Raw genomic sequence first — 19,010 nt, 5'->3', positions numbered from 1 at the left:
GACCTGGAGCCCCGTATCGGATTCGAACCGATGACCTGCTGTTTACAAGACAGCTGCTCTGGCCGGCTGAGCTAACGAGGCGTAGAAGGTTATGGGGGCATGGTAGCCGGAAATCAGCTGTGACGCTGGCGGGCGAGTTCGTACAGGGCGATGCCTGCGGCTATGCCGGCGTTGAGGGACTCGGCGTGGCCGAACATGGGGATGTGGGCGAGGATGTCGCAGTGGTCGGTGACCAGGCGGCTGAGGCCCTTGCCCTCGGAGCCGACGACGAGGACGAAGGGGCCGTCGGCGGCGGGGATGTCGGCGATGCTGGAGCCGCCGTGGGCGTCGAGGCCCGCGACGAAGCAGCCCGCGTCCTGGTAGGCCTTCAGCTGGCGGGTGAGGTTGGTGCAGCGGGCCACGGGCATGTTCGCCAGGGTGCCGGCGCTGGTCTTCCAGGCGCCCGCGTTGATGCTCGCGCTGCGGCGTTCGGGCAGCAGGATGCCGCTGGCGCCGAAGGCCGACGCGGAGCGGACGATGGCGCCGAGGTTGCGGGCGTCGGTGATGCCGTCCAGGGCGACGATCAGCGGGGCGGTGCCGCGCAGGAGGTCGTCGGGGTGGGCGTAGCGGAACGGCTTCACCTGCAGGGCGAGGCCCTGGTGGACGGCGCGGTCCGTCAGGCGGTCCAGTTCGGGCTTGCCGCACTCCAGCAGGGCGATGCCGCTGTCGGCCGCGATCTTGATGGCCTCGCGGACGCGCTCGTCGCTGTCGGCCATGTAGTACAGCGTGGTGCCGGGGACGCCCTCGCGGAGCGCCTCCAGGACCGGGTTGCGGCCGTGGACGAGCTCGGGCGCGTCAGGGCGCCGCGTGGCGCCGGGACGCTCCGAACGGTCCTGCGCCGCGCCGCCGGGCCTCGAACCGGGCTTGCGGAGACCCAGGGTCTTCGAGCCCGTGCGGGAAGCGTTCTTGGCGTTGCGCGCCTTGACCCGCTTGCCGTGCCAGTGCCTGTCCTCGGCCTTGGCGGTGACGCTCGGGCCCTTCTTGCCCTTCTTGGTCATCCTCGGCTGCCCCTCCCTGGAAAATTCTTACACTCCAGGGTATAGGGACTCCCCGACCCCCCGGACGGGATCGGCCCGGGATCGGCCGGGATCATCCCCTGCGGATGTCGAACCGCGGCCCCTGGGGGGTGTCCTCCACCACGATCCCGGCGGCGGTCAGCCCGTCCCGGATGGCGTCGGCCGCCGCCCAGTCCTTGCGTTCCCGCGCCGCCTGCCGCTGGTCGAGCGCGACCTTGACGAGCGCCTCCACCACCGGGCGCAGGTCGTCGCCGCCGGAGGAGGACGTCCATTCCGCCGGGTCGAGGCCCAGCACGGCCGTCATGGCCCGCACCGAGGACGCGGCGTCACGCGCCGTCCGCTGGTCGTCGGACGCCAGCGCGCTGTTGCCCGCCCGGACGGTCTCGTGGACGACGGCGAGGGCCTGCGGGACGCCCAGGTCATCGTCGAGCGCCTCGCTGAAGGCCACGGGCAGGTCGGCGGACGGCTTGATGTCGCCGAACGCCTCGCCGGCCCGGGTGAGGAAGCCCTCGATCCGCTGGTAGGCGGTGGCCGCCTCGTCCAGGGCGCCGGGCGTGAAGTCGATGACCGACCGGTAGTGCGCCGAGGCCAGGTAGTACCGCGCCTCGACGGGGCGCACCCGCCGGAGCAGGTCGTCCAGGTAGACCACGTTCCCGAGGGACTTGCTCATCTTCTCGCCCTCGATGGTGAGGAGCCCGTTGTGCAGCCAGTAGCGGGCGAACCCGTCCCCGGCGGCCTTCGACTGGGCGATCTCGTTCTCGTGGTGCGGGAAGATCAGGTCGACGCCGCCGCCGTGGATGTCGAACGTCGCGCCGAGGTACTTGGTGGCCATCGCCGAGCACTCCAGGTGCCAGCCGGGGCGGCCGGGACCCCAGGGGGTCTCCCAGCTGGGCTCGCCGGGCTTGGCGCCCTTCCACAGCGCGAAGTCGCGCGGGTCGCGCTTGAGGTCCTCGTTGGGGGTGTCCCCTGGCGAGCGCATGTTCTCGAGCCGCTGGTTGGACAGCCTCCCGTACTCCGAGGCCCAGGACTTCACGTCGAAGTACACGTCGTTCTCGACGTTGTAGGCGTGCCCGGCGTCGATCAGCCGCCGCATCAGGATGATCATCTCGGGCACGTGCCCGGTCGCGCGCGGCTCGATCGTCGGGTCGAGGCAGCCGAGCGTCGCGTACCCGCGGTTGAAGATCCGCTGGTTGGCCTCGGCGACCGCGAACCACGGCACGCCGGTCTTCTCCGCCACCGCGATGATCTTGTCGTCGACGTCGGTGACGTTGCGCGCGAACGTCACCTCGTACCCCGACCTCTTCAGCCACCGCACCAGCAGGTCGTAGATCACCCCGGACCGCAGGTGTCCGATGTGCGGAGCGGCCTGTGGCGTGGCCCCGCACACGTACAGCCCGACCCGCCCCGGGTGAAGGGGCTCGAAGTCCCGGACGGTACGAGTGCTGGTGTCATAAAGGCGGAGACTCACGGAAGTCAAGGCTACTAGGGCCCGGGCCCTTCCAGAGGTAGCTGACACAGTTGTCCAGCAAGGGTCGCGAAAATGGCTCTTGGACGGGGAAGATTGACTTCCACCTATTCGTCTTCCCCCGAGGCGTCATGACTCCCGCTCCCACCCGTTCACAGCGTCTCTTCACCGTGCTCGGCTTCCTCGCGGTCGCCGCGCTCACCGCCGGAGCGTTCTACCTGTCCTACGACGCCCTGCGCCTGCTGGCCCTCGCCGGACTGAGGGGGGACAACGCCGACCGGTTCGGCCGCCACTACCCGCTGGTCTACGACGGTCTGGTGTCGGTCGCCCTGCTCGCGGTCTTCGTCGCCCGCAACTCCCCCTGGTGGGTGCGGTGGACCCGTTGGCTGGTGCTGATCGCGCTGGTGGGCGGCGGGATCGCGGCCTCGGTGCAGCACGCGCTCAAGGGCTTCGAGCCGATCGAGGGCACCGCGCTGGAGGCGGGCGTCGCGTCCGCGCCCTGGGTGGCGGCGCTGCTGGCGATCTGGCTGTGGATGTCGATGTTCCGGCAGCTGCGCGAGGGCGCCCCGCAGCGGCGGCCCCGGAGGCACCGGGCAGCCCACGCGAAGAAGAACGACGCGCCCGCGCTGATCCCCGGCCTCGTAGAGGAGCGGGCCGAGGAGCGTCCGGAGCACCAGACCGACCCGCTGCCCCTGCTCACCGCCGAGGACCTCCCCGAGGCCTACCGGGAGCCCGTCGCCCCCCTCGAGGAGACGGTCGACGAGACGGAGCCGTGGGACTCGCCCTGGCCCGGCGGCGTCCGGGAGGAGGCCCGCGAGGAGGTCGAGGAGATCGAGGAACCCGTCCGGGAGGAGCCGCAGCCGGTCCGGCCGCCCCTGAGCCTGCCGACGGACGTGAAGCTGGTCGGCCGGAAGGAGGCTTCCGAGGAGACGGCGCAGGAACCTCTGGAGGACGGGAACGCCCGGGCTTCCACGACCCAGCCGGACTTCCCCCTTCCCGTCCATAAGCCCGAGAGCCGGGATTCAGGGGACGCCGAAGAGCCCGTCGAGGACGGGGAGTGGGTCGGCTACTCGCCGGAGCGCAACCCCCCGTCGGGGAGCTTCCGCAGCGCCCCCCTCCCGCCGGAGGAGAGCTGACGGACGGGCGTCAGCGGGGGAAGATCAGCGCGGTGGCGATGGCGGCGATGCCCTCGCCCCGGCCGGTCAGCCCGAGCCCGTCGGTGGTGGTGGCCGAGACGCTGACCGCGGCCCCGTCCAGCACGGCGCCGAGCGCCTTCTCCGCCTCGCCCCGCCGCTTGCCGATCTTCGGCCGGTTGCCGATCACCTGGATCGCCACGTTCCCGATCTCGTAGCCGGCCTCGCGCACCAGCCGGTGCACCTCGGTGAGGAGCACGGCGCCGGACGCCCCGTGCCAGCGCGGGTCGGAGGTGCCGAAGACGGCTCCCAGATCGCCCAGCCCGGCGGCGCCCAGCAGCGCGTCGCAGGCCGCGTGGGCCGCCACGTCGCCGTCGGAGTGGCCTTCGATGCCGTCGCCCTCGCCGGGCCATTCCAGCCCCGCGACCCACAGGGGGCGGCCGGAAGCGAACGGGTGGACGTCGGTTCCGACGCCCACCCGTGGATGGTTCTGTGTCATGCGGGTATTAAAGCCCACCGACGGGGAAAACCCTGAAAGGAGCAGAGCTAACCGGCCAGCACCTCGTCCAGAAGCGCTTCGGCCTTGTCCTCGTTGGTCTTCTCCGCGAGCGCGAGCTCGCTGACCAGGATCTGCCGTGCCTTGGCGAGCATGCGCTTCTCGCCGGCGGACAGACCGCGCTCCTTGTCGCGCCGCCAGAGGTCGCGAACGACCTCGGCGACCTTGTTGACGTCACCGGACGCCAGCTTCTCCAAGTTCGCCTTGTAACGCCGAGACCAGTTGGTGGGCTCTTCGGTGTAGGGGGCGCGCAGCACCTCGAACACCTTCTCCAGGCCTTCCTGGCCGACCACATCCCGGACGCCCACGAGCTCGGCGTTGTCCGCGGGGACGCGTACTGTAAGGTCTCCCTTGTCGACCTTCAGCACCAGGTAGGTCTTGTCCTCACCCTTGATGGTGCGAGTCTCGATGGCTTCGATCCGAGCAGCCCCATGGTGGGGGTAGACGACAGTGTCGCCGACCGTGAAAGTCATGTGACAAGTACCCCTTCCGCTAGGGACTAGGATACCACGCTCTTCTCCCGCCGCGTACCGGACAACTGTACATTTCCGCAGGTCACGCCACCAATTGGGGTCTTGACAAAGTCTCACAGCGGTGCAAGCACCGTCCCTGAGCTCATTGTTCTACCCACGGGCAACATCTCTGCAACCTGCGGGCAACAGGTGGAAACGGCCCTTCTCAATCTGTTCACGGCTTCGGGAAGCGCACCGTTTTTCTGCCCCCGCGAGGGCGCTTCCGGCGGACCGCCGACCATACTGGGAACCGAGGCCTGCCGCCGAGGGCTAGAGGTGCGGCATGAGACACGACGGAGACGACGACTACGGCCTGCCTCGCGTGGACGTGGTCGTCCCGGACGACGCCCGTGAGCTGGACGAGGACCTGGCCGCGTGGCGACGCGAGGAACGGGCCAAGCGGCGCCGGGCCAGGCTGCGCCGCCTGCTCCGCCCGGTCACCCGCTACGGGCTGGCCGTCCCGGTCCTGGCCCTCTCCCTGGTCCTGACGCTCGTCAGCGGCATCCTGATCACCTTCTTCGGGCCGCGCCCCGTCCCGCAGGCGCCCGCGGCCCCGCTCGCCTCCCCCACCGCCGCCGTGGGCGCGGTCGGCGGCCGCCTCCCGGACGCCCAGGTCGTCGTGAACGCCGCCCCCCGCACCGCCGAGAGCCTCAGGCCCGCCGTCTTCACGATCATGCCGCCGGGCTGCGCCTGCGAGGACCGGCTGCGGGAGCTCGCCCGGCAGGCGGCCGGCCAGTCGCTGCACTTCTACCTGCTGGCCGACCGGCGGACGAGCGGGCAGAGCGTCCCCAACGCCCACCAGGAGCTCCGCCCGGTCGTGAATCGCATCACGGAGACGGTGACGGGGATCGTCGACGACCCCGGGAACGCCCTCGCCTCCTCTTACCGCGCGCGAGGCCTGACGGTGGTGGTCGTCCGGAGCGACGGCCTGGTCTCCCAGGTGATCCACGACCTCGGACCGGTGGTCGACCCCCGCCTCATCAAGGTCTGATCGCAGTTCGACCCCCCGGGCCTGAGCACCGTGCCCTGGTCGCTACGATTCGTCCGGACAAACCTCCATTCACTACCGTCACCGCACTGTGCGTGCACTTCTGAGGAGCTCGTCGTCGTGATCCGCAAAGTCGCCCTGCTGGCCGTTGCCGGTTCTCTCGCCCTGACCGGATGCGGTGCCGGCACCAACGCGGAGAGCAGCAAGCCCACGCAGCTGACCGAAGGCGTCAACTTCTCCCAGCACGGGATCGACGTCCGCAACCTCTTCGTGCTGGGCCCGGTGCCCGGCGCCAAGCTGCCGATCGGCTCCTCCCTCTCGGTCTACGGCTCCCTGATCAACAACGCCTCCTCCGAGAGCGACGCCCTCACCGGCGTCACCGTCGAGGGCGGCCTGGTCGAGCTCGGCACCGTCAAGGGCGGCGCCGTCGAACTGCCCGCGCACGAGGCGGTCAACCTGGCCCAGCCGGCGGGGCAGGCCTCGCCGTCCGCGAGCCCGAGCGCCGCCGGCGCCACGACCGAGCCCTCCCAGACGCCCGCCTCGCCCTCCCAGGCCCCCACCGGCCAGGCCCCCACCGGCCAGGCCGAGGAGAAGAGCCAGGACGGCGGCTCCGCGGTGGTCCTGAAGAACACCAAGAAGGTGTTCTTCGGCGGCGAGTACCTCCGCCTGACCCTGCAGTTCCGCAACGCCCAGGCGATCACGGTGAGCGTCCAGGTCATCCCGGCGCAGGGCGAGTACTCCACCCTGGCCCCGGCCACCAAGACGACGCCGTCCCCCAGCCAGACGGCCTCCCCCTCCACCGAGGGCGAGCACGGTGAACACGGCGAAGAGGCCGGCGAGCACGGCGAGACGACCGTCGAGGCGACCCCCGCCGCCAACCCCACCGCCACCGCCACCAAGAAGGCCAAGAAGAAGCAGGAGCAGCACGAGAGCTGATCTCCCCCCGAACCGCGAGAAGGCCCCCGGCGTGAAGCCGGGGGCCTTCCGCGTGTTCCGGTCGGGTCAGGGCTCGAACTTGTAGCCCAGGCCCCGCACCGTGATGATGTAGCGCGGCTCGGATGGCACGGGCTCGACCTTGGCCCTGAGGCGCTTCACGTGGACGTCCAGGGTCTTGGTGTCCCCGACGTAGTCGGCGCCCCACACGCGGTCGATCAGCTGCATGCGGGTCAGGACGCGGCCCGCGTTGCGCAGCAGCACCTCCAGCAGCTCGAACTCCTTCAGGGGCAGCTGGACGGTCTCGCCGCCGACGCTGACGATGTGGCGTTCCACGTCCATCCGGACGGGCCCGGCCTCCAGGACGGCCGGGGAGAGCTCCTCCACGTCGCCCTGGCGGCGCAGCACCGCCCGGATCCGGGCGACCAGCTCGCGGGAGGAGAACGGCTTGGTGACGTAGTCGTCGGCGCCGAGCTCCAGGCCCACCACCTTGTCGACCTCGCTGTCCTTGGCGGTCAGCATGATCACCGGGACGTTCGAGCGGGAGCGCAGCTCGCGGCAGACCTCGGTGCCGGGCAGCCCCGGCAGCATCAGGTCCAGCAGGACGAGGTCGGCGCCGTTGCGGTCGAAGGTCTCCAGCGCGTCGGGCCCGGTGGCCGCGACGGCGACCTCGAAACCCTCCTTGCGCAGCATGTAGGACAGGGCGTCGCTGAAGGACTCTTCATCCTCGACGACGAGTACACGGGTCACGGAGTGTCCTCCCGGACTGACTGGTCTTCTGGGGATCGTTCAGGGCGCGTCAGCGCACGTTCGGCCACCGGCAGCGCGCCGCCGGACGCACGTGCTTCCGTGGATCGGGGGTGTTCCAGCAGGGGAAGCCGCAGGCCGAAGGTCGAGCCGGAGCCCTCCTTGCTCCAGACCGTCACCTCGCCTCCGTGCTTGGTCGCCACGTGCTTGACGATGGCCAGGCCCAGACCGGTGCCGCCGGTCTCGCGGGAGCGGGCCGGATCCACCCGGTAGAACCGCTCGAAGATCCTCTCCAGTTCCCGTTCGGGGATGCCGATGCCCTGGTCGGTCACGCTGAGCTCGGCGCACCCCTCCATGAGCCGGGTCTCGACGCTCACCCTGGTCCGCTCGGGGCTGTAGGAGATCGCGTTGTCGATCAGGTTCTTCAGGGCGGTGGCGAGCAGCTCCTGGTCGCCGCGCACCCAGAGGTCGGCGACCCCGGTGACGACCAGCTCGGTGCCCTTGCCCTCGGCGGCCGTGCGGGCCCGGTCGACGGACTCGGCGACGACGGCGTCCAGCGAGACGGGCTTCTCCTCGGCGAGGGGCTCGTCGCCCTGCACGTGGGAGAGCGTGATCAGGTCCTGGACGAGGCTGGACAGGCGGGCCGCCTCGATCTGCATGCGGCCGGCGAACCGCCGCACGGCCTCCTCGTCCTCGGCGGCGGCCTCGACGGTCTCGGCGAGCAGCAGCAGCGCGCCGACCGGGGTCTTCAGCTCGTGGCTCACGTTGGCGGAGAAGTCCCGCCGGATCGACTCGACGCGGCGCAGCTCGGTGAGGTCCTCGGCAAGCACCAGGACCAGCCCCTGGACGCCCAGCGGCGCGACCCGGACGGAGAACCAGCGGGCGTCGTGCCGGTTGGGTCCGAGCTGGAGCTCGGTCTCGCGGATCTCCCCGTCCCGCCGGACGAGCCGCGCCAGCGCCATCAGCTCGTCCACCATGAGCCGGTCGCCCTTGACCATCCCGAGGGCGCGCGCGGCGGGGGAGGCCCTCCTGACCCTGTCCTCGAGGTCCACGACGACGACGGAGAAGGGGAGGACGCTCAGAACGGCGGCGAGCCCCTTGGGGAGCGCCGAAGAGGGGTCCGGAGGCGGGGACGCCTTGCCGTGCGCCGCCTCGCTGAACCGGATCGCCAGACCGGTCGCGAGGCCACCGATCAGCCCGACCGCTCCGGCCAGGCCCGCGGCCATCTCGATGTTCACACCACGGATGTTAAGCGCCCTTCAGGACGTTCTCGCACTACAAACGGCATCCCAGGCACGGCGTTCGTTCAATGTTCACCTGTATATCCGTTTCAGTTCACAGCGACTGTGGAGCATGTGCAAAGAGAGAACCGGGCGTCCGAACGCGCCCGAACCGAGGATGAGGAAGTACTGTGCGCGACGCCTACCACGAGGAACTCGACGGGATCTCCCACAAACTGGTGGACATGACCCGGCTCGTCCGTTCCGCCATGGCCCAGGCGACCTCCGCCCTGCTGGACGCGGACGCCCGCATCGCCGAGGAGGTGATCAGCGGCGACAAGGCGATCAACAAGATCGACCTGGAGATCGAGGAGACCGTCTTCGACCTCATGGCCCGCCAGCAGCCCGTGGCCGGCGACCTCCGCACCCTCATCACCTCCCTGCGGATGAGCGCCGACCTGGAGCGCATGGGCGACCTGGCCGCCCACATCGCCAAGACGGCCCGCCGCCGCCACCCCGAGTCCTGCATCCCCAACGAACTCCAGGTCACCATCCTGGAGATGGGCCAGATCGCCGGCCGCATGGTCGCCAAGGCCGGCAGCGTCATCGCCTCCCAGGACGTCGCCATGGGCCTGGAACTCGACACCGACGACGACGCGATGGACAGACTCCACCGCAAGCTCTTCACGGTGCTCCTGTCCCCCAAATGGAGCCACGGCGTGGAGAAGGCCGTCGACATCACCCTCGTCGGCCGCTACTTCGAACGCTTCGCCGACCACGCCGTCCACGTCGCGGGGGATGTGGTTTATCTGGTGACGGGGCAGCGCCCGGAGGACATCATCGACGAGTTCTCCTGATCCTCTAGGAGCCGAAGGGCCGTGCCGAAAGGCGCGGCCCTTTCTCGTCCCCGACCGCCGATCACCCGGCCTCCAACGCCGGCACGACCACCGTGATCTTGCCGTCGTCAAAGGGAAGCCGCTCGACGGGACTCTTGCAGAGGAGATCGCACAGCGGGAGGCCGCGGCCGGACCCCTTGTCGCAGTGGAGCATGGCGCGGGCTTCATCCGCCCCTCGGTCCGGTAGGCCATCACATCTGTCTCGTCCTTTCTCAGATAGCTCGCTCTGATCGAATTCACGAGCAATTCGGCTGTGACCAGAACGCGGCGCTCGATCACCTCCTCGGAAAATCCCGCGGGCGGCAATCCGGCTCTCGGCTCGCCCCGCATCCTCGCGAGAAGCTCGAATCGTGGCCGATATGACCGGTGCAGTACGAGGAGTGCCGTCTGCTGAGAATGCGGGATATCAGTTTCCCGGCTCGGCGCTTGGACGAAATGGGATCGGTTCGCGTTCTCCCGGATTCTCGGTTCGGGAGGAACACGGCCGATGCCACCAGGCCGTCACGTTCGAGGGCGTCGAGATGGCGGCGAAGGTATTCGGCGGCCGGGTCCCGCTGGTCGCGATCTGGTGGACGCGGTCGCGCGCCATCCTGCGACGATCCTCCCGATCAGGGCATGTACCTGGTCGTAGAGCATCGGAAGAAGCGTCTGCGGAGATGCGCGTGGCCGGTTCCACCGGTTGACGCCGCTCCGCGGGCGCCCACGAAGGGAAGCGCCATGGAAAACCTCAGCCTGCAGGGAAAGTCGGCCGTCGTCACCGGCGGGGCCTCCGGCATCGGCGGCGCCGTCACGAAGCTGTTCGTCGCGCGTGGCGCCCGGGTCGTCGTCGTCGACCTGCAGCAGGAGGCCGGGGAGGCGCTCGCCCGCGAGCTGGGGGACGCCGTGGTCTTCCTGCAGGGCGACGTGTCCGACCCGGCCGTCGCGCGCGCGGCCGTCGCGGCGGCCGTCGAGCGCTTCGGGAAGCTCGACGTCCTGGTGAACAACGCGAGCGCGTCGCGGCAGAAGCCGTTCGAGGAGCAGACCGACGACGACTGGGACCTCGCGATGGGCAGCGGCCTGTACTCCACCCGCAACTTCATGCTCGCCGCCCTGCCGGAGCTGAAGAAGACCGGCAACGCGTCGGTCATCAACTTCGGCTCCGGCGCCGGGCTCGACGGCCAGGTCAACCAGGCCTCCTACGCAGCGGCGAAGGAGGCCATCCGCGGTCTCAGCCGGGTCGTCGCCAACGAGTGGGCCCCGTTCAACATCCGCGTCAACGTGGTCTGCCCCATGGCCATGACCGGCGGCGTGGCCCAGTGGGCCCAGGCGCGCCCCGAGCAGTACGCGCAGTCCGCGGCCAAGGTGCCCCTGGGCCGCTTCGGCGACCCCGACCACGACGTCGCCCCCATCATCGCCTTCCTCGCGAGCGACGACGCCCAGTACATGACCGGCCAGACCGTCATGGCCGACGGCGGCGCCATCAAGCTCCGCTGAACCCCCGGTGGGGCGCGGACCACCCCGCGCCCCACCGGGCCTCGCCGAACCCCTCGAGGCGCATGCCTTTCTCGGCTACACCGGTTCGCGTTCCCGCGATTCCTCAGTCTCGAAGGAGCGCGGCCGACTCCACCAAGCCTGCGCGTTCGAGGGCGTCCAGAATGGCGGCGAACGTCTTCGGGGCCGGGTCCTGCTGTTCGCGATCTGGTGGACGCAGTCACGCACGGTGCTCTCGTCGAGGTCGAACTGGTCGAGCACGAAGTCGTCGGGGCTTTTGGCCTCGATTTCATAGCGCTCGAGGACATCGGTGGGAAAGTCCCTGAGGTTCGAGGTGATGATGGCCTCCGCACCGATTTTGATCGCCGCAGCCAGGACATGCCGGTCATCCGCGTCGGGAAGCTTGAGGCCTTCTATGAGTTCCTCATGGCCTTCCACCAGCGCTCCCGGCACAGCGGCGTTCATCCGCTCGCGCAGGACGGACAACTTTTCGGCCGGGATGTCCGGTCTGTTCACGGTGAGGTTGCGGGTCACCTCTTCCAGGATCGTGCTCGTCCAGCGTGCTTGCACCAGGCCCGACCTGGCGATCCGGATGAGGAGGTCGCGGACCTCGTTGCCGTAGAGCACGTTGGCGTCGTAGACCACCACGACCGCCATCAGTAGAGGTCCAGGTCCTCGCTGAGGGCGATCAGGTCGTCGGCGGCCCTGCCGCTTTCGACGTCGCTCCGTTGCTTGTAGGCCATGAGGTCCTCGAACAGGACGCGCCTGTGACGGCCGACCAGCCGGTAAGGGATCTTTCCCGCTTCGAGCAGGCCGATGAGGTAGGGCCGGGAGACGTTCAGGATGTCCGCCGCCTGTCGCGTGGTCAGCTCGGCGTGGCTGGGCATCGCCGTGACGCCGCGGCCCTCGGCGAGCTGCGCGAGCATGTAGGCGAGCATCGTCACGACGTCGCGGGGCAGGACCAGCGCCTCATCGCCCACCAGCTCACCCGTGACACGGACGTCCTCGGTGCCGGGGTGAGTCGCCAGGTAGTCCTTGATCCTGCGCAGGGCGCGGGCGGACTCCTGCGCGTCCACCTTGCCGGGTTCCAGGGATTTCGGCGTTCTCACCGTCATGACCACTCCTCTCATACGCATTATGTGCAGCAGATGCAATAAACGCAAACCTGAATCCGGATGCCAGGACTGCCGACAGTGGCGGAGGGAAAGCAGAAGGGCCGCGCCCGGAGGCACGGCCCTTCATACGAAACCGGTGGTTACTTCTTGCCCTGGTTCTTGACGGCCTCGATGGCGGCCTTGGCGGCGGCCGGGTCGAGGTACTCGCCGCCGCGCTTGCGGGGGACGTAGTCGGCGTCGAGTTCGTACTTCAGGGGGATGCCGGTGGGGATGTTGAGGCCGGCGATCTCGTCGTCGGCGATGCCGTCGAGGTGCTTGACCAGGGCGCGCAGGGAGTTGCCGTGGGCCACCACGAGGACGGTCTTGCCGGCCGCCAGGTCGGGGACGATCTCGTCGTACCAGTAGGGCAGGAGGCGGTCGACGACGTCGGCCAGGCACTCGGTGCGGGGGACGAGCTCCGACGGGAGGTGGCCGTAGCGGAGGTCGCCGACCTGCGAGAGCGGGTCCTTGTCGGCGATGGGCGGCGGCGGGGTGTCGTAGGAGCGGCGCCAGGTCTGGAACTGCTCCTCGCCGAACTCCTCGAGGGTCTGGGCCTTGTTCTTGCCCTGGAGGGCGCCGTAGTGGCGCTCGTTGAGGCGCCAGGAGCGCTTCACCGGCAGCCACAGGAGGTCGGCGGTGTCCAGCGCGATGTTCGCGGTGCGGATCGCGCGCTTGAGCAGGGACGTGTGCAGCACGTCGGGGGTCAGGTCGGCGTCGAGGAGCAGCTCGCCCGCGACGCCCGCCTCGCCTTCGCCCTTGGCGGAGAGATCCACGTCCACCCAGCCGGTGAACAGGTTCTCCGCATTCCACACGCTTTCACCATGCCGGAGCAAAACCAAGGTCGCCATGGTCGCCCATTCTAGGGCCTGTCTCAAAATGGGGTCGCAGGTGGATCGGTGGATGCGCTGGGGAGAGGCTCCGATGCGTCTTGCCGGACGACGGAAAGAACTTGATGACTTTCTGTGTTCTGTCGGTCACGCATGGCAGGATCCGGGTCATGCAGACACCAGCCGTCACCGTGCCGGGGTCACCGGATGCCTCCGGTGACCCCGGTGGTGGTGTGCGCCGCACTCGGGGTGCGAACAAGGATCCGGCGTGGCGGTGGGACGGCCCGGTCTCGGTGATCCGCCTGCCTCTGGTCGTCGACGAGCAGACCGCGGCGCGTCTGGAGTCGTTGTTCTTCGCGATGTTCTGCCTCAAGCGTGCGTTGCAGCGTGAGGCCCGCTCCCGGACGGAGGCTTTCTGGGCGGGCGCACGTCGCCGGGAGGCGGACGCGGCGGCCTGGCGGCGCGAGGTGGGCCTGACGCGTCCGGCTCTGGAGCGGGCCGCCTACGCTCACCTGGACGCATCCGGTTGGCTGCGCCACCACGCGTCGAAGGCTTTGGCGCTGCACCAGGCCGATGAGGTGTGGACCGGGGTGGAGCGCCACCTGGTCCCCGACGCCTCCGGCAAGCGTGCCGGGCGGCCCCGGACGGGCTCCTGGTGGGAGTACACGCGCATCCCGGGCCGGGCCCGTTCGCACACCCAGGCGCGCAAATGGGAGACGTTCCGGCTGCACGGCAGCCTGCAGGGCCATCTGGACGCCTGGCGCCATCCCGCCCTGCCCGCCCATGTGAGGACCCCGGTGCAGGCCGCGCGGCTGGCGCCGGGGACGCCGGTACTGGCCCAGCCGCGCCGCATGCCTGCGGCCGGTCGCGGGGGCAGGGGTTCGTGGTGGGAGCATGACGGGCCGCTGACGGTGGTGTTCACCGGCGGCCCCGACAGCAAGCGCGGGGAGATCGTGCTGCCGGTACGGCTGCCGCAGGGCGCTGGCCGGTGGCAGAGGCTGTGTCACTTCCTGGGGCGGCCCGAGCTCTGGCACAAGATCGACCTGGTGCGGCGTCCGCACCCCGCCGCACCCGGCGGGTGGGTGTACGAGGCGCACCTGATGGTCCTGAACGGCGGATACACCTCCCCTGCCACGCGGGAGCGTCGTCGACGGGCTGCTGCTCTGGAGCGGGTCGGCGGGGTGGACCTCAACGTCTCCAACCTGTCCGTCGTCTCCCTCCCCGCCGCCCTGCAACCGGCCGACGGGCCCGTGCTGGCAGACCAGATCACTCTCACCGACCTGGAACACGTCGCCGTGGAGCGGGAGCGGCGCACCGCCCGCAGACGCGCCCGGGCTCTGGAGCGCTCACGCCGTGCGAACAACAACGCCCAGTACGAACTCTCACGCCGTCAGCACAGGCGGCAGCAGCGCAGGCAGACCACCGGACTACCGGAGCGGCGGGTCGGGCTGCCCAAGGGACCGCGGCTGTCCGATGCGGCAGGCCGTCCCCTGGCCTCGTATCGCAAGGACCGGCTCACCAGCGGCTACCGAGCGCTGCGCACCCGCATCCGCGTGCAGCAGGCCGGACGCACCCAAGCCAAACGCGCCCGCGCGAGGCGGGTGGCGGAGCGGATCACCGCCGCCCACGGGGTGCGGCTGACCGTCGAGGACGGGCCGGTCAGCTCCTGGTTTCGACTGTGGGGACGGGCGTGCGCGGTGTTCACCCCCGGCATGCTCAAAGCCGCGCTGGCTGCCGAATGCTCGGCTGCGGGCGGTCGACTAGGGAGGGCGGCCACGTTCGCCACCGCCCTGTCCCAGCACTGCCTGTGCGGACACAGAACGCCCAAGACCCTCAAACAGCGAATGCACCACTGCCCGTCCTGCGGACTGGCCGCCGACCGGGACCTGGTCTCGGCCGCGCTGGGCGCGTTCGTGGTCTGGACCGACGAGGCCGATCCCAAGACCGCGTCGGTCGATTTCCATGCTTCCCGGCACGTCTTGGGCGTGTTCGGGCCCGGGCTGCAAGGAGCCCTGGCCGAGTCAACCGCCACCCGCCCCCACCCCGCCCGAACAGGCGGCGGGAGGCGAGGCGGCAGCCGCCCCCGCACAGGGGCGGCCTCTGCTCGGCCGATTCCGGAACGCCAGAGGCGCCGACCCCGGACCGGGACCCTCCACGGATCCCCCCGGACAGACGCCACCGGGCACCGGACTGTTTCAGCCGCTTTGAAACAGGCCTTAGCGAGGGGCCCGCCGTCAGCGGTTCTCGGGATCGGCGAAACGCGCGAAGGCCTGCAGGTTGGCCAGGGACTCCCCGCGCGAGACCCGCCAGTCCCACTCCTTCTGGATCGAGGTCTTGAAACCGAGCTCCAGGGCGCGGTCGAAGTTCTCGTCGCTGTAGGTCAGGGCGCAGCCGAGGACGCGGTCGATCTCCTCGGGATTGACCGCCGCGAGAGGGAGCTTGCCGGTCAGGTAGACGTCGCCCGCCTCGTCCAGGGTGAACGCCAGGCAGTACATGCGGGCGTTCTTCTCCAGGAGCCAGCGGTAGAACTGGGCGTGGTTCTCGTCCGGCTGGCGGCAGAAGAACGCCTCCACGTGGACGCTGTAGGGGCCCACGATCAGCCACGTCATCGTGGCGAGCTTGTGCTCGCCCGGAAGCTTGACGAAGAAAGCCCCCTCACGAGGGGTTTCGTAGGTCAGGTCCGACTCCTCCAGGACCTTCCTGATCGTCTCGACCGCTGCCTCTGCCTCTACCGCGCCCATGCGCACACCCGATCACTCACAGCGCTCTTGTATACCCGCAAAAGCCGTTCGGCAGTCGCGTCCCACCCGAAGACCCTGGCGTGGCGTACGGCACCCTCGCCCAGGCGGGCGCGCAGCAGCGGTTCGTCCGCCAGCCGCCCCAGCACCGCCGCGTAGTCGCGAGGGTCGTGCCCGTTGATGAGAAGGCCGGAGACGCCGTGTCCGACGGCCGTGCGCAGTCCTCCCACGGCGGAGGCGACGACGGGCGTACCGCACGCCTGGGCCTCCACGGCGACCAGCCCGAACGACTCGTTGTGGGACGGCACCACCGTCACGTCCGCGGCCCGGTACCAGTCGGCCAGCTGCGGCTGCGGCTGCGGCGGCTCGAACCGGATGATGTCCGTCAGCCCCAGCCGGGCCGCGAGCTTCTGCAGCTCTTCGGGGCGCTCCTTGCCCGAGCCGGACGGCCCGCCCACGATCGCCACGACCAGCCGGGAACGCAGGTACGGACGGGTCTCCAGCAGCTCGGCGGCGGCCCGTACCAGTACGTCGGGGGCTTTCAGGGGTTGGATACGCCCCACGAAGAGCAGCACGTAGGCGTCCCGTGGAAGGTTCAGCTTCTCCCGGACGCGCTCTTTGTCCCCCGGCCGGAAGACGTCCAGGTTCACTCCGGGTGCCACTGTCTGCACCCGCTCGTCCTCGGCCTCGTAGAGGTCCACGAGCTGCCGGGCCTCGTCCGAGGTGTTGGCGATCAGCTGGTGGGCGTCGGCGACGATCTGCTCCTCGCCGGAGACCCGCAGCACGGGCTCGGGCGCGTCCCCGGCGGCCAGGTTGGCGTTCTTGACCTTGGCCAGGGTGTGCATGGAGTGCACCAGCGGCACTCCCCAGCGGTGCGCGGCGACCCATCCGGGCTGTCCGGAGAGCCAGTAGTGGGAGTGGACGAGGTCGTAGTGCCCCTGGTCGTGCGCGGCCTCGACCCGCAGCAGCCCTGAGGTGAACTGGCACAGCTGCCTGGGGAGCTCGCCCTTGTCGAGTTCCTCGAACGGGCCGGCGGGGACGTGGCGGACCAGCACCCCGGGCGCCAGCTCCACCACGGACGGCAGCCTGCGCGAGGTGGCCCTGGTGAAGATGTCGACCTCGACGCCCCGCTCTGCCAGCCGTTTCGCCGTCTCCACGATGTAGACGTTCATGCCGCCCGCGTCACCCGTACCGGGTTGATCAAGAGGCGACGTGTGCACGGAGAGCGTCGCGACCCGGTTGACCACGGGACCTCGCTTCGTTCGAGAACAGAACAATCCGGTCACTTGAAACTACCTACGAACCGGGCTTGTTCCCGCACCCACCCCCAGACACTCATGACATATACGCCAAGATGGGACATATGCGTAAGACTGCAGTGATCACAGGCGCCAGCAGTGGCATCGGGGCGGCGACCGCCCGCCGCCTGGCGGCCGAAGGGTTCGACATCGTGGCCGCGGCCCGCCGCCGGGACCGGCTGGAGGATCTGGTCAAGGAGATCGAGGCCGCCGACCCCGCCGGACGGCGCGGATTCGTCCGGGCGGTCACCCTGGACGTGACCTCGGAGGAATCCGTCGCCGCCCTCGCCGAGGGCCTGCGCGAATGCCACGTCCTGGTCAACAACGCCGGCGGAGCCCACGGCCTGGAGTCCGTCGCCGACGCGGTGACCGAGGACTGGCGGGTCATGTACGACACCAACGTGCTGGGCCTGATGCGCATGACGCGCGCCCTGCTGCCCAAGATGATCGCCGGCGGCGCCGGACATGTGGTGAACGTCACCTCCCTGGCGGGCCACGTCCCCTACGTCGGGGGCGGCGGCTACAACGCCGCCAAGCACGCGGCGGTCGCCGTCAACGAGGTCCTGCGCCTGGAACTGGTCGACAAGCCCGTCAGGATCACCGAGGTCGCCCCCGGCATGGTCAAGACCGAGGAGTTCTCCCTGGTGCGCTTCCGGGGCGACGCCGAGGCCGCGAAGAAGCCCTACGAGGGCGTCGAGGAACCCCTGAACGCCGACGACATCGCCGACTGCATCGCCTGGGCCGTCACCCGCCCCCCGCACGTCAACATCGACCGCATCGACGTCCAGCCCCGCGCCCAGGCCGCTCCTTACCGGATCCACCGCACGTCCTAGCCGGGCTTCGCCGCTTCCCCTAGGGTTGCCCCGCAAACCCCCCGTCCCAGGAGGAACCGTCATGCGGATCGTCGTCGCCGCGGCCGTCGCGGGCGCCCTGCTCGTGCCGCAACCCGCCTCGGCCGCCCCGGCCTGGAAGAACGTCAAGAGCAAGGCGTTCAAGACCACCGGAGCGCTGCTGCAGGTGGCCGCGGTCAACAAGAAAACGATCTTCGCGGTCAACGAGAACGGGCGGCCGTTCCACTGGAACGGCAAGAAGTGGACGGCGAAGAAGAGCCCGATGAAGTTCCGGCCGACCGGGCTCGCCGCGATCGGCGCCCGCAAGGCCTGGGCCGTCGGGTACTCGGGGATCACCCCGGTGGCGATGTACTGGAACGGCAAGAAGTGGAAGAAGGCCGGTTACCAGAAGGGCAAGTTCGGGCCCCTGGACATTCCGCTCATCCCGCTGTCCCTCTCCGCGGCCAAGGACGGCAGCGTCTGGTCTGTCGCCGGGCTCAACTCCAGGAACGACGGGGCCAGCGCCGTGCGCCGCTGGAACGGCAAGGCGTTCGTGAACGTGGACGTGCCCGGGGTCGCCGGAGCCTCGCTGACCTCGGTGTCCGTCCGCAACAAGAACGACGTGTGGCTGGCGGGCACGACCACCGCCAACGGCACCCAGGCCGTGGCGACCGTGCTGCGGCTGAGCGGCGGCCAGTGGAAGCAGGTCGCGCCGGGCGGCTCCTGGGGCGTGATCGGCCAGCCGCACAACATCATCCAGGACATCGCCGCCGTCGGCCCGAACAAGGTCTGGGCGGTTCGCGCGCAGAACGGCGGCGGCCTGCTGCGCTGGAACGGCTCGAAGTGGTCCGAGGCGTCCACCCCGCTGATCTCGCACTACGCCCTCGCGCCCGACGGCGGGAACGGCGCCTGGACGATCCCCTCCCCCGGTACGGGCACCAGGTCGCGCTACCTCCACTGGGCCGGCAAGTGGCGCACCGTGAGCGGCCCCGCCCGCGGCAAGGAGACCTACATCCACGACATCGCGCAGATCCCCGGCACCAAGCAGGTCGTCGCGGTCGGCGGTGTCGTGAACGACGGCAAGCAGGTGCCCGTCCTCGAGATCTACCGCTGACCCGGCCGTTCCCGAGGCGCGACGGCCTCCCACGGCAGGCTCAGCTCGCCCAGACGCCAGCGGCGCCGCCCGCC

The 19,010-nt window shown here is 70.0% G+C and carries 19 protein-coding genes, 1 tRNA gene and 1 pseudogene; 8 read left to right on the top strand and 13 right to left on the bottom strand.

The window, feature by feature from the left end; all coding sequences use genetic code 11:
- Window positions 1-4: 4 nt before the first annotated feature.
- From ABD327_RS05450 to cysS, 3 genes are all read right to left on the bottom strand, one after another.
- A tRNA-Thr gene (locus tag ABD327_RS05450) sits at window positions 5-81 on the bottom strand.
- 32 nt (window positions 82-113) lie between these two features.
- Complete coding sequence (gene rlmB / locus ABD327_RS05445) at window positions 114-1,037, bottom strand: 23S rRNA (guanosine(2251)-2'-O)-methyltransferase RlmB (RefSeq protein ID WP_344449025.1); 924 nt, start codon at window positions 1,035-1,037, stop codon at window positions 114-116.
- 91 nt (window positions 1,038-1,128) lie between these two features.
- Window positions 1,129-2,523 carry a cysteine--tRNA ligase gene (gene cysS / locus ABD327_RS05440; RefSeq protein WP_344449024.1) on the bottom strand — a complete coding sequence of 465 codons (1,395 nt, stop codon included), beginning with the start codon at window positions 2,521-2,523 and terminating at the stop codon, window positions 1,129-1,131.
- A 128-nt stretch (window positions 2,524-2,651) separates the two neighbouring features.
- On the opposite strand from cysS, the gene ABD327_RS05435 reads away from it, so the two are divergent.
- Window positions 2,652-3,656: a hypothetical protein gene (locus ABD327_RS05435; RefSeq protein WP_344449023.1), complete on the top strand. Its 1,005-nt coding sequence runs from the start codon at window positions 2,652-2,654 to the stop codon at window positions 3,654-3,656.
- Window positions 3,657-3,666: 10 nt separating this feature from the next.
- Here the strand turns inward: ABD327_RS05435 and ispF are convergent, their stop codons facing one another.
- Together ispF and ABD327_RS05425 are read right to left on the bottom strand one after the other, a co-directional pair.
- Window positions 3,667-4,152 (bottom strand): 2-C-methyl-D-erythritol 2,4-cyclodiphosphate synthase, encoded by a 486-nt coding sequence (ispF, locus tag ABD327_RS05430; protein ID WP_344449022.1) that lies wholly within the window; start codon window positions 4,150-4,152, stop codon window positions 3,667-3,669.
- A 47-nt stretch (window positions 4,153-4,199) separates the two neighbouring features.
- Window positions 4,200-4,682, bottom strand: coding sequence for a CarD family transcriptional regulator (locus ABD327_RS05425; protein ID WP_106397345.1), 483 nt, complete (start codon window positions 4,680-4,682; stop codon window positions 4,200-4,202).
- Between the two features lie 322 nt (window positions 4,683-5,004).
- On the opposite strand from ABD327_RS05425, the gene ABD327_RS05420 reads away from it, so the two are divergent.
- Window positions 5,005-5,712 (top strand): hypothetical protein, encoded by a 708-nt coding sequence (locus tag ABD327_RS05420; protein WP_344449021.1) that lies wholly within the window; start codon window positions 5,005-5,007, stop codon window positions 5,710-5,712.
- Window positions 5,713-5,829: 117 nt separating this feature from the next.
- Window positions 5,830-6,645 (top strand): hypothetical protein, encoded by an 816-nt coding sequence (locus ABD327_RS05415; RefSeq protein WP_344449020.1) that lies wholly within the window; start codon window positions 5,830-5,832, stop codon window positions 6,643-6,645.
- A 66-nt stretch (window positions 6,646-6,711) separates the two neighbouring features.
- Here ABD327_RS05415 and ABD327_RS05410 read toward each other — a convergent pair whose 3' ends face one another.
- Window positions 6,712-7,392 carry a response regulator gene (locus tag ABD327_RS05410; RefSeq protein WP_344449019.1) on the bottom strand — a complete coding sequence of 227 codons (681 nt, stop codon included), beginning with the start codon at window positions 7,390-7,392 and terminating at the stop codon, window positions 6,712-6,714.
- Entirely contained in the window at window positions 7,389-8,627 is a 1,239-nt protein-coding gene (locus ABD327_RS05405) for a sensor histidine kinase (RefSeq protein ID WP_344449018.1), read from the bottom strand. The genes ABD327_RS05410 and ABD327_RS05405 overlap by 4 nt, the downstream gene beginning before the upstream one ends.
- 173 nt (window positions 8,628-8,800) lie before the next feature.
- On the opposite strand from ABD327_RS05405, the gene phoU reads away from it, so the two are divergent.
- Both phoU and ABD327_RS05395 read left to right on the top strand, forming a co-directional pair.
- Complete coding sequence (gene phoU / locus ABD327_RS05400) at window positions 8,801-9,466, top strand: phosphate signaling complex protein PhoU (RefSeq protein ID WP_344449017.1); 666 nt, start codon at window positions 8,801-8,803, stop codon at window positions 9,464-9,466.
- Between the two features lie 756 nt (window positions 9,467-10,222).
- Window positions 10,223-10,978 carry an SDR family NAD(P)-dependent oxidoreductase gene (locus tag ABD327_RS05395; RefSeq protein ID WP_344449016.1) on the top strand — a complete coding sequence of 252 codons (756 nt, stop codon included), beginning with the start codon at window positions 10,223-10,225 and terminating at the stop codon, window positions 10,976-10,978.
- Between the two features lie 75 nt (window positions 10,979-11,053).
- Here the strand turns inward: ABD327_RS05395 and ABD327_RS05390 are convergent, their stop codons facing one another.
- From ABD327_RS05390 to ABD327_RS05375, 4 genes are all read right to left on the bottom strand, one after another.
- The gene (locus tag ABD327_RS05390) at window positions 11,054-11,632 is read right to left on the bottom strand and encodes a VapC50 family PIN domain-containing toxin (RefSeq protein ID WP_344449015.1); all 579 of its coding nucleotides are present in this window, start codon (window positions 11,630-11,632) and stop codon (window positions 11,054-11,056) included.
- Entirely contained in the window at window positions 11,632-12,090 is a 459-nt protein-coding gene (locus tag ABD327_RS05385; protein ID WP_344449014.1) for a helix-turn-helix domain-containing protein, read from the bottom strand. Before ABD327_RS05385 ends, ABD327_RS05390 begins: the two co-directional genes overlap by 1 nt.
- Window positions 12,091-12,230: 140 nt before the next feature.
- Window positions 12,231-12,977 (bottom strand): phosphoglyceromutase, encoded by a 747-nt coding sequence (locus ABD327_RS05380; RefSeq protein ID WP_344449013.1) that lies wholly within the window; start codon window positions 12,975-12,977, stop codon window positions 12,231-12,233.
- 1,504 nt (window positions 12,978-14,481) lie between these two features.
- Window positions 14,482-14,661, bottom strand: coding sequence for a hypothetical protein (locus tag ABD327_RS05375; RefSeq protein WP_344449012.1), 180 nt, complete (start codon window positions 14,659-14,661; stop codon window positions 14,482-14,484).
- 7 nt (window positions 14,662-14,668) lie between these two features.
- Between ABD327_RS05375 and ABD327_RS37430 the strand changes: the two are divergent.
- A pseudogene (locus ABD327_RS37430) lies at window positions 14,669-14,842 on the top strand (zinc ribbon domain-containing protein); the annotation flags it as partial.
- Between the two features lie 348 nt (window positions 14,843-15,190).
- Here ABD327_RS37430 and ABD327_RS05370 read toward each other — a convergent pair.
- Complete coding sequence (locus ABD327_RS05370; protein WP_344449011.1) at window positions 15,191-15,697, bottom strand: type III secretion system chaperone family protein; 507 nt, start codon at window positions 15,695-15,697, stop codon at window positions 15,191-15,193.
- On the bottom strand, window positions 15,685-16,941 hold the full coding sequence (gene mshA / locus ABD327_RS05365; protein ID WP_425547067.1) for a D-inositol-3-phosphate glycosyltransferase: 1,257 nt from the start codon (window positions 16,939-16,941) through the stop codon (window positions 15,685-15,687). Before mshA ends, ABD327_RS05370 begins: the two co-directional genes overlap by 13 nt.
- A gap of 116 nt (window positions 16,942-17,057) precedes the next feature.
- On the opposite strand from mshA, the gene ABD327_RS05360 reads away from it, so the two are divergent.
- Both ABD327_RS05360 and ABD327_RS05355 read left to right on the top strand, forming a co-directional pair.
- Complete coding sequence (locus tag ABD327_RS05360) at window positions 17,058-17,825, top strand: SDR family NAD(P)-dependent oxidoreductase (protein WP_344449010.1); 768 nt, start codon at window positions 17,058-17,060, stop codon at window positions 17,823-17,825.
- Window positions 17,826-17,886: 61 nt separating this feature from the next.
- The gene (locus tag ABD327_RS05355) at window positions 17,887-18,936 is read left to right on the top strand and encodes a hypothetical protein (RefSeq protein WP_344449009.1); all 1,050 of its coding nucleotides are present in this window, start codon (window positions 17,887-17,889) and stop codon (window positions 18,934-18,936) included.
- The last annotated feature ends 74 nt before the right edge of the window (window positions 18,937-19,010 follow it).

The sequence above is a fragment of the Actinocorallia aurantiaca genome (assembly GCF_039533685.1).
Taxonomy (GTDB): Bacteria; Actinomycetota; Actinomycetes; order Streptosporangiales; family Streptosporangiaceae; genus Actinocorallia; species Actinocorallia aurantiaca.
Note: the sequence above shows the minus strand (reverse complement) of the source record. Positions and strands in the feature narration are given on the sequence as shown.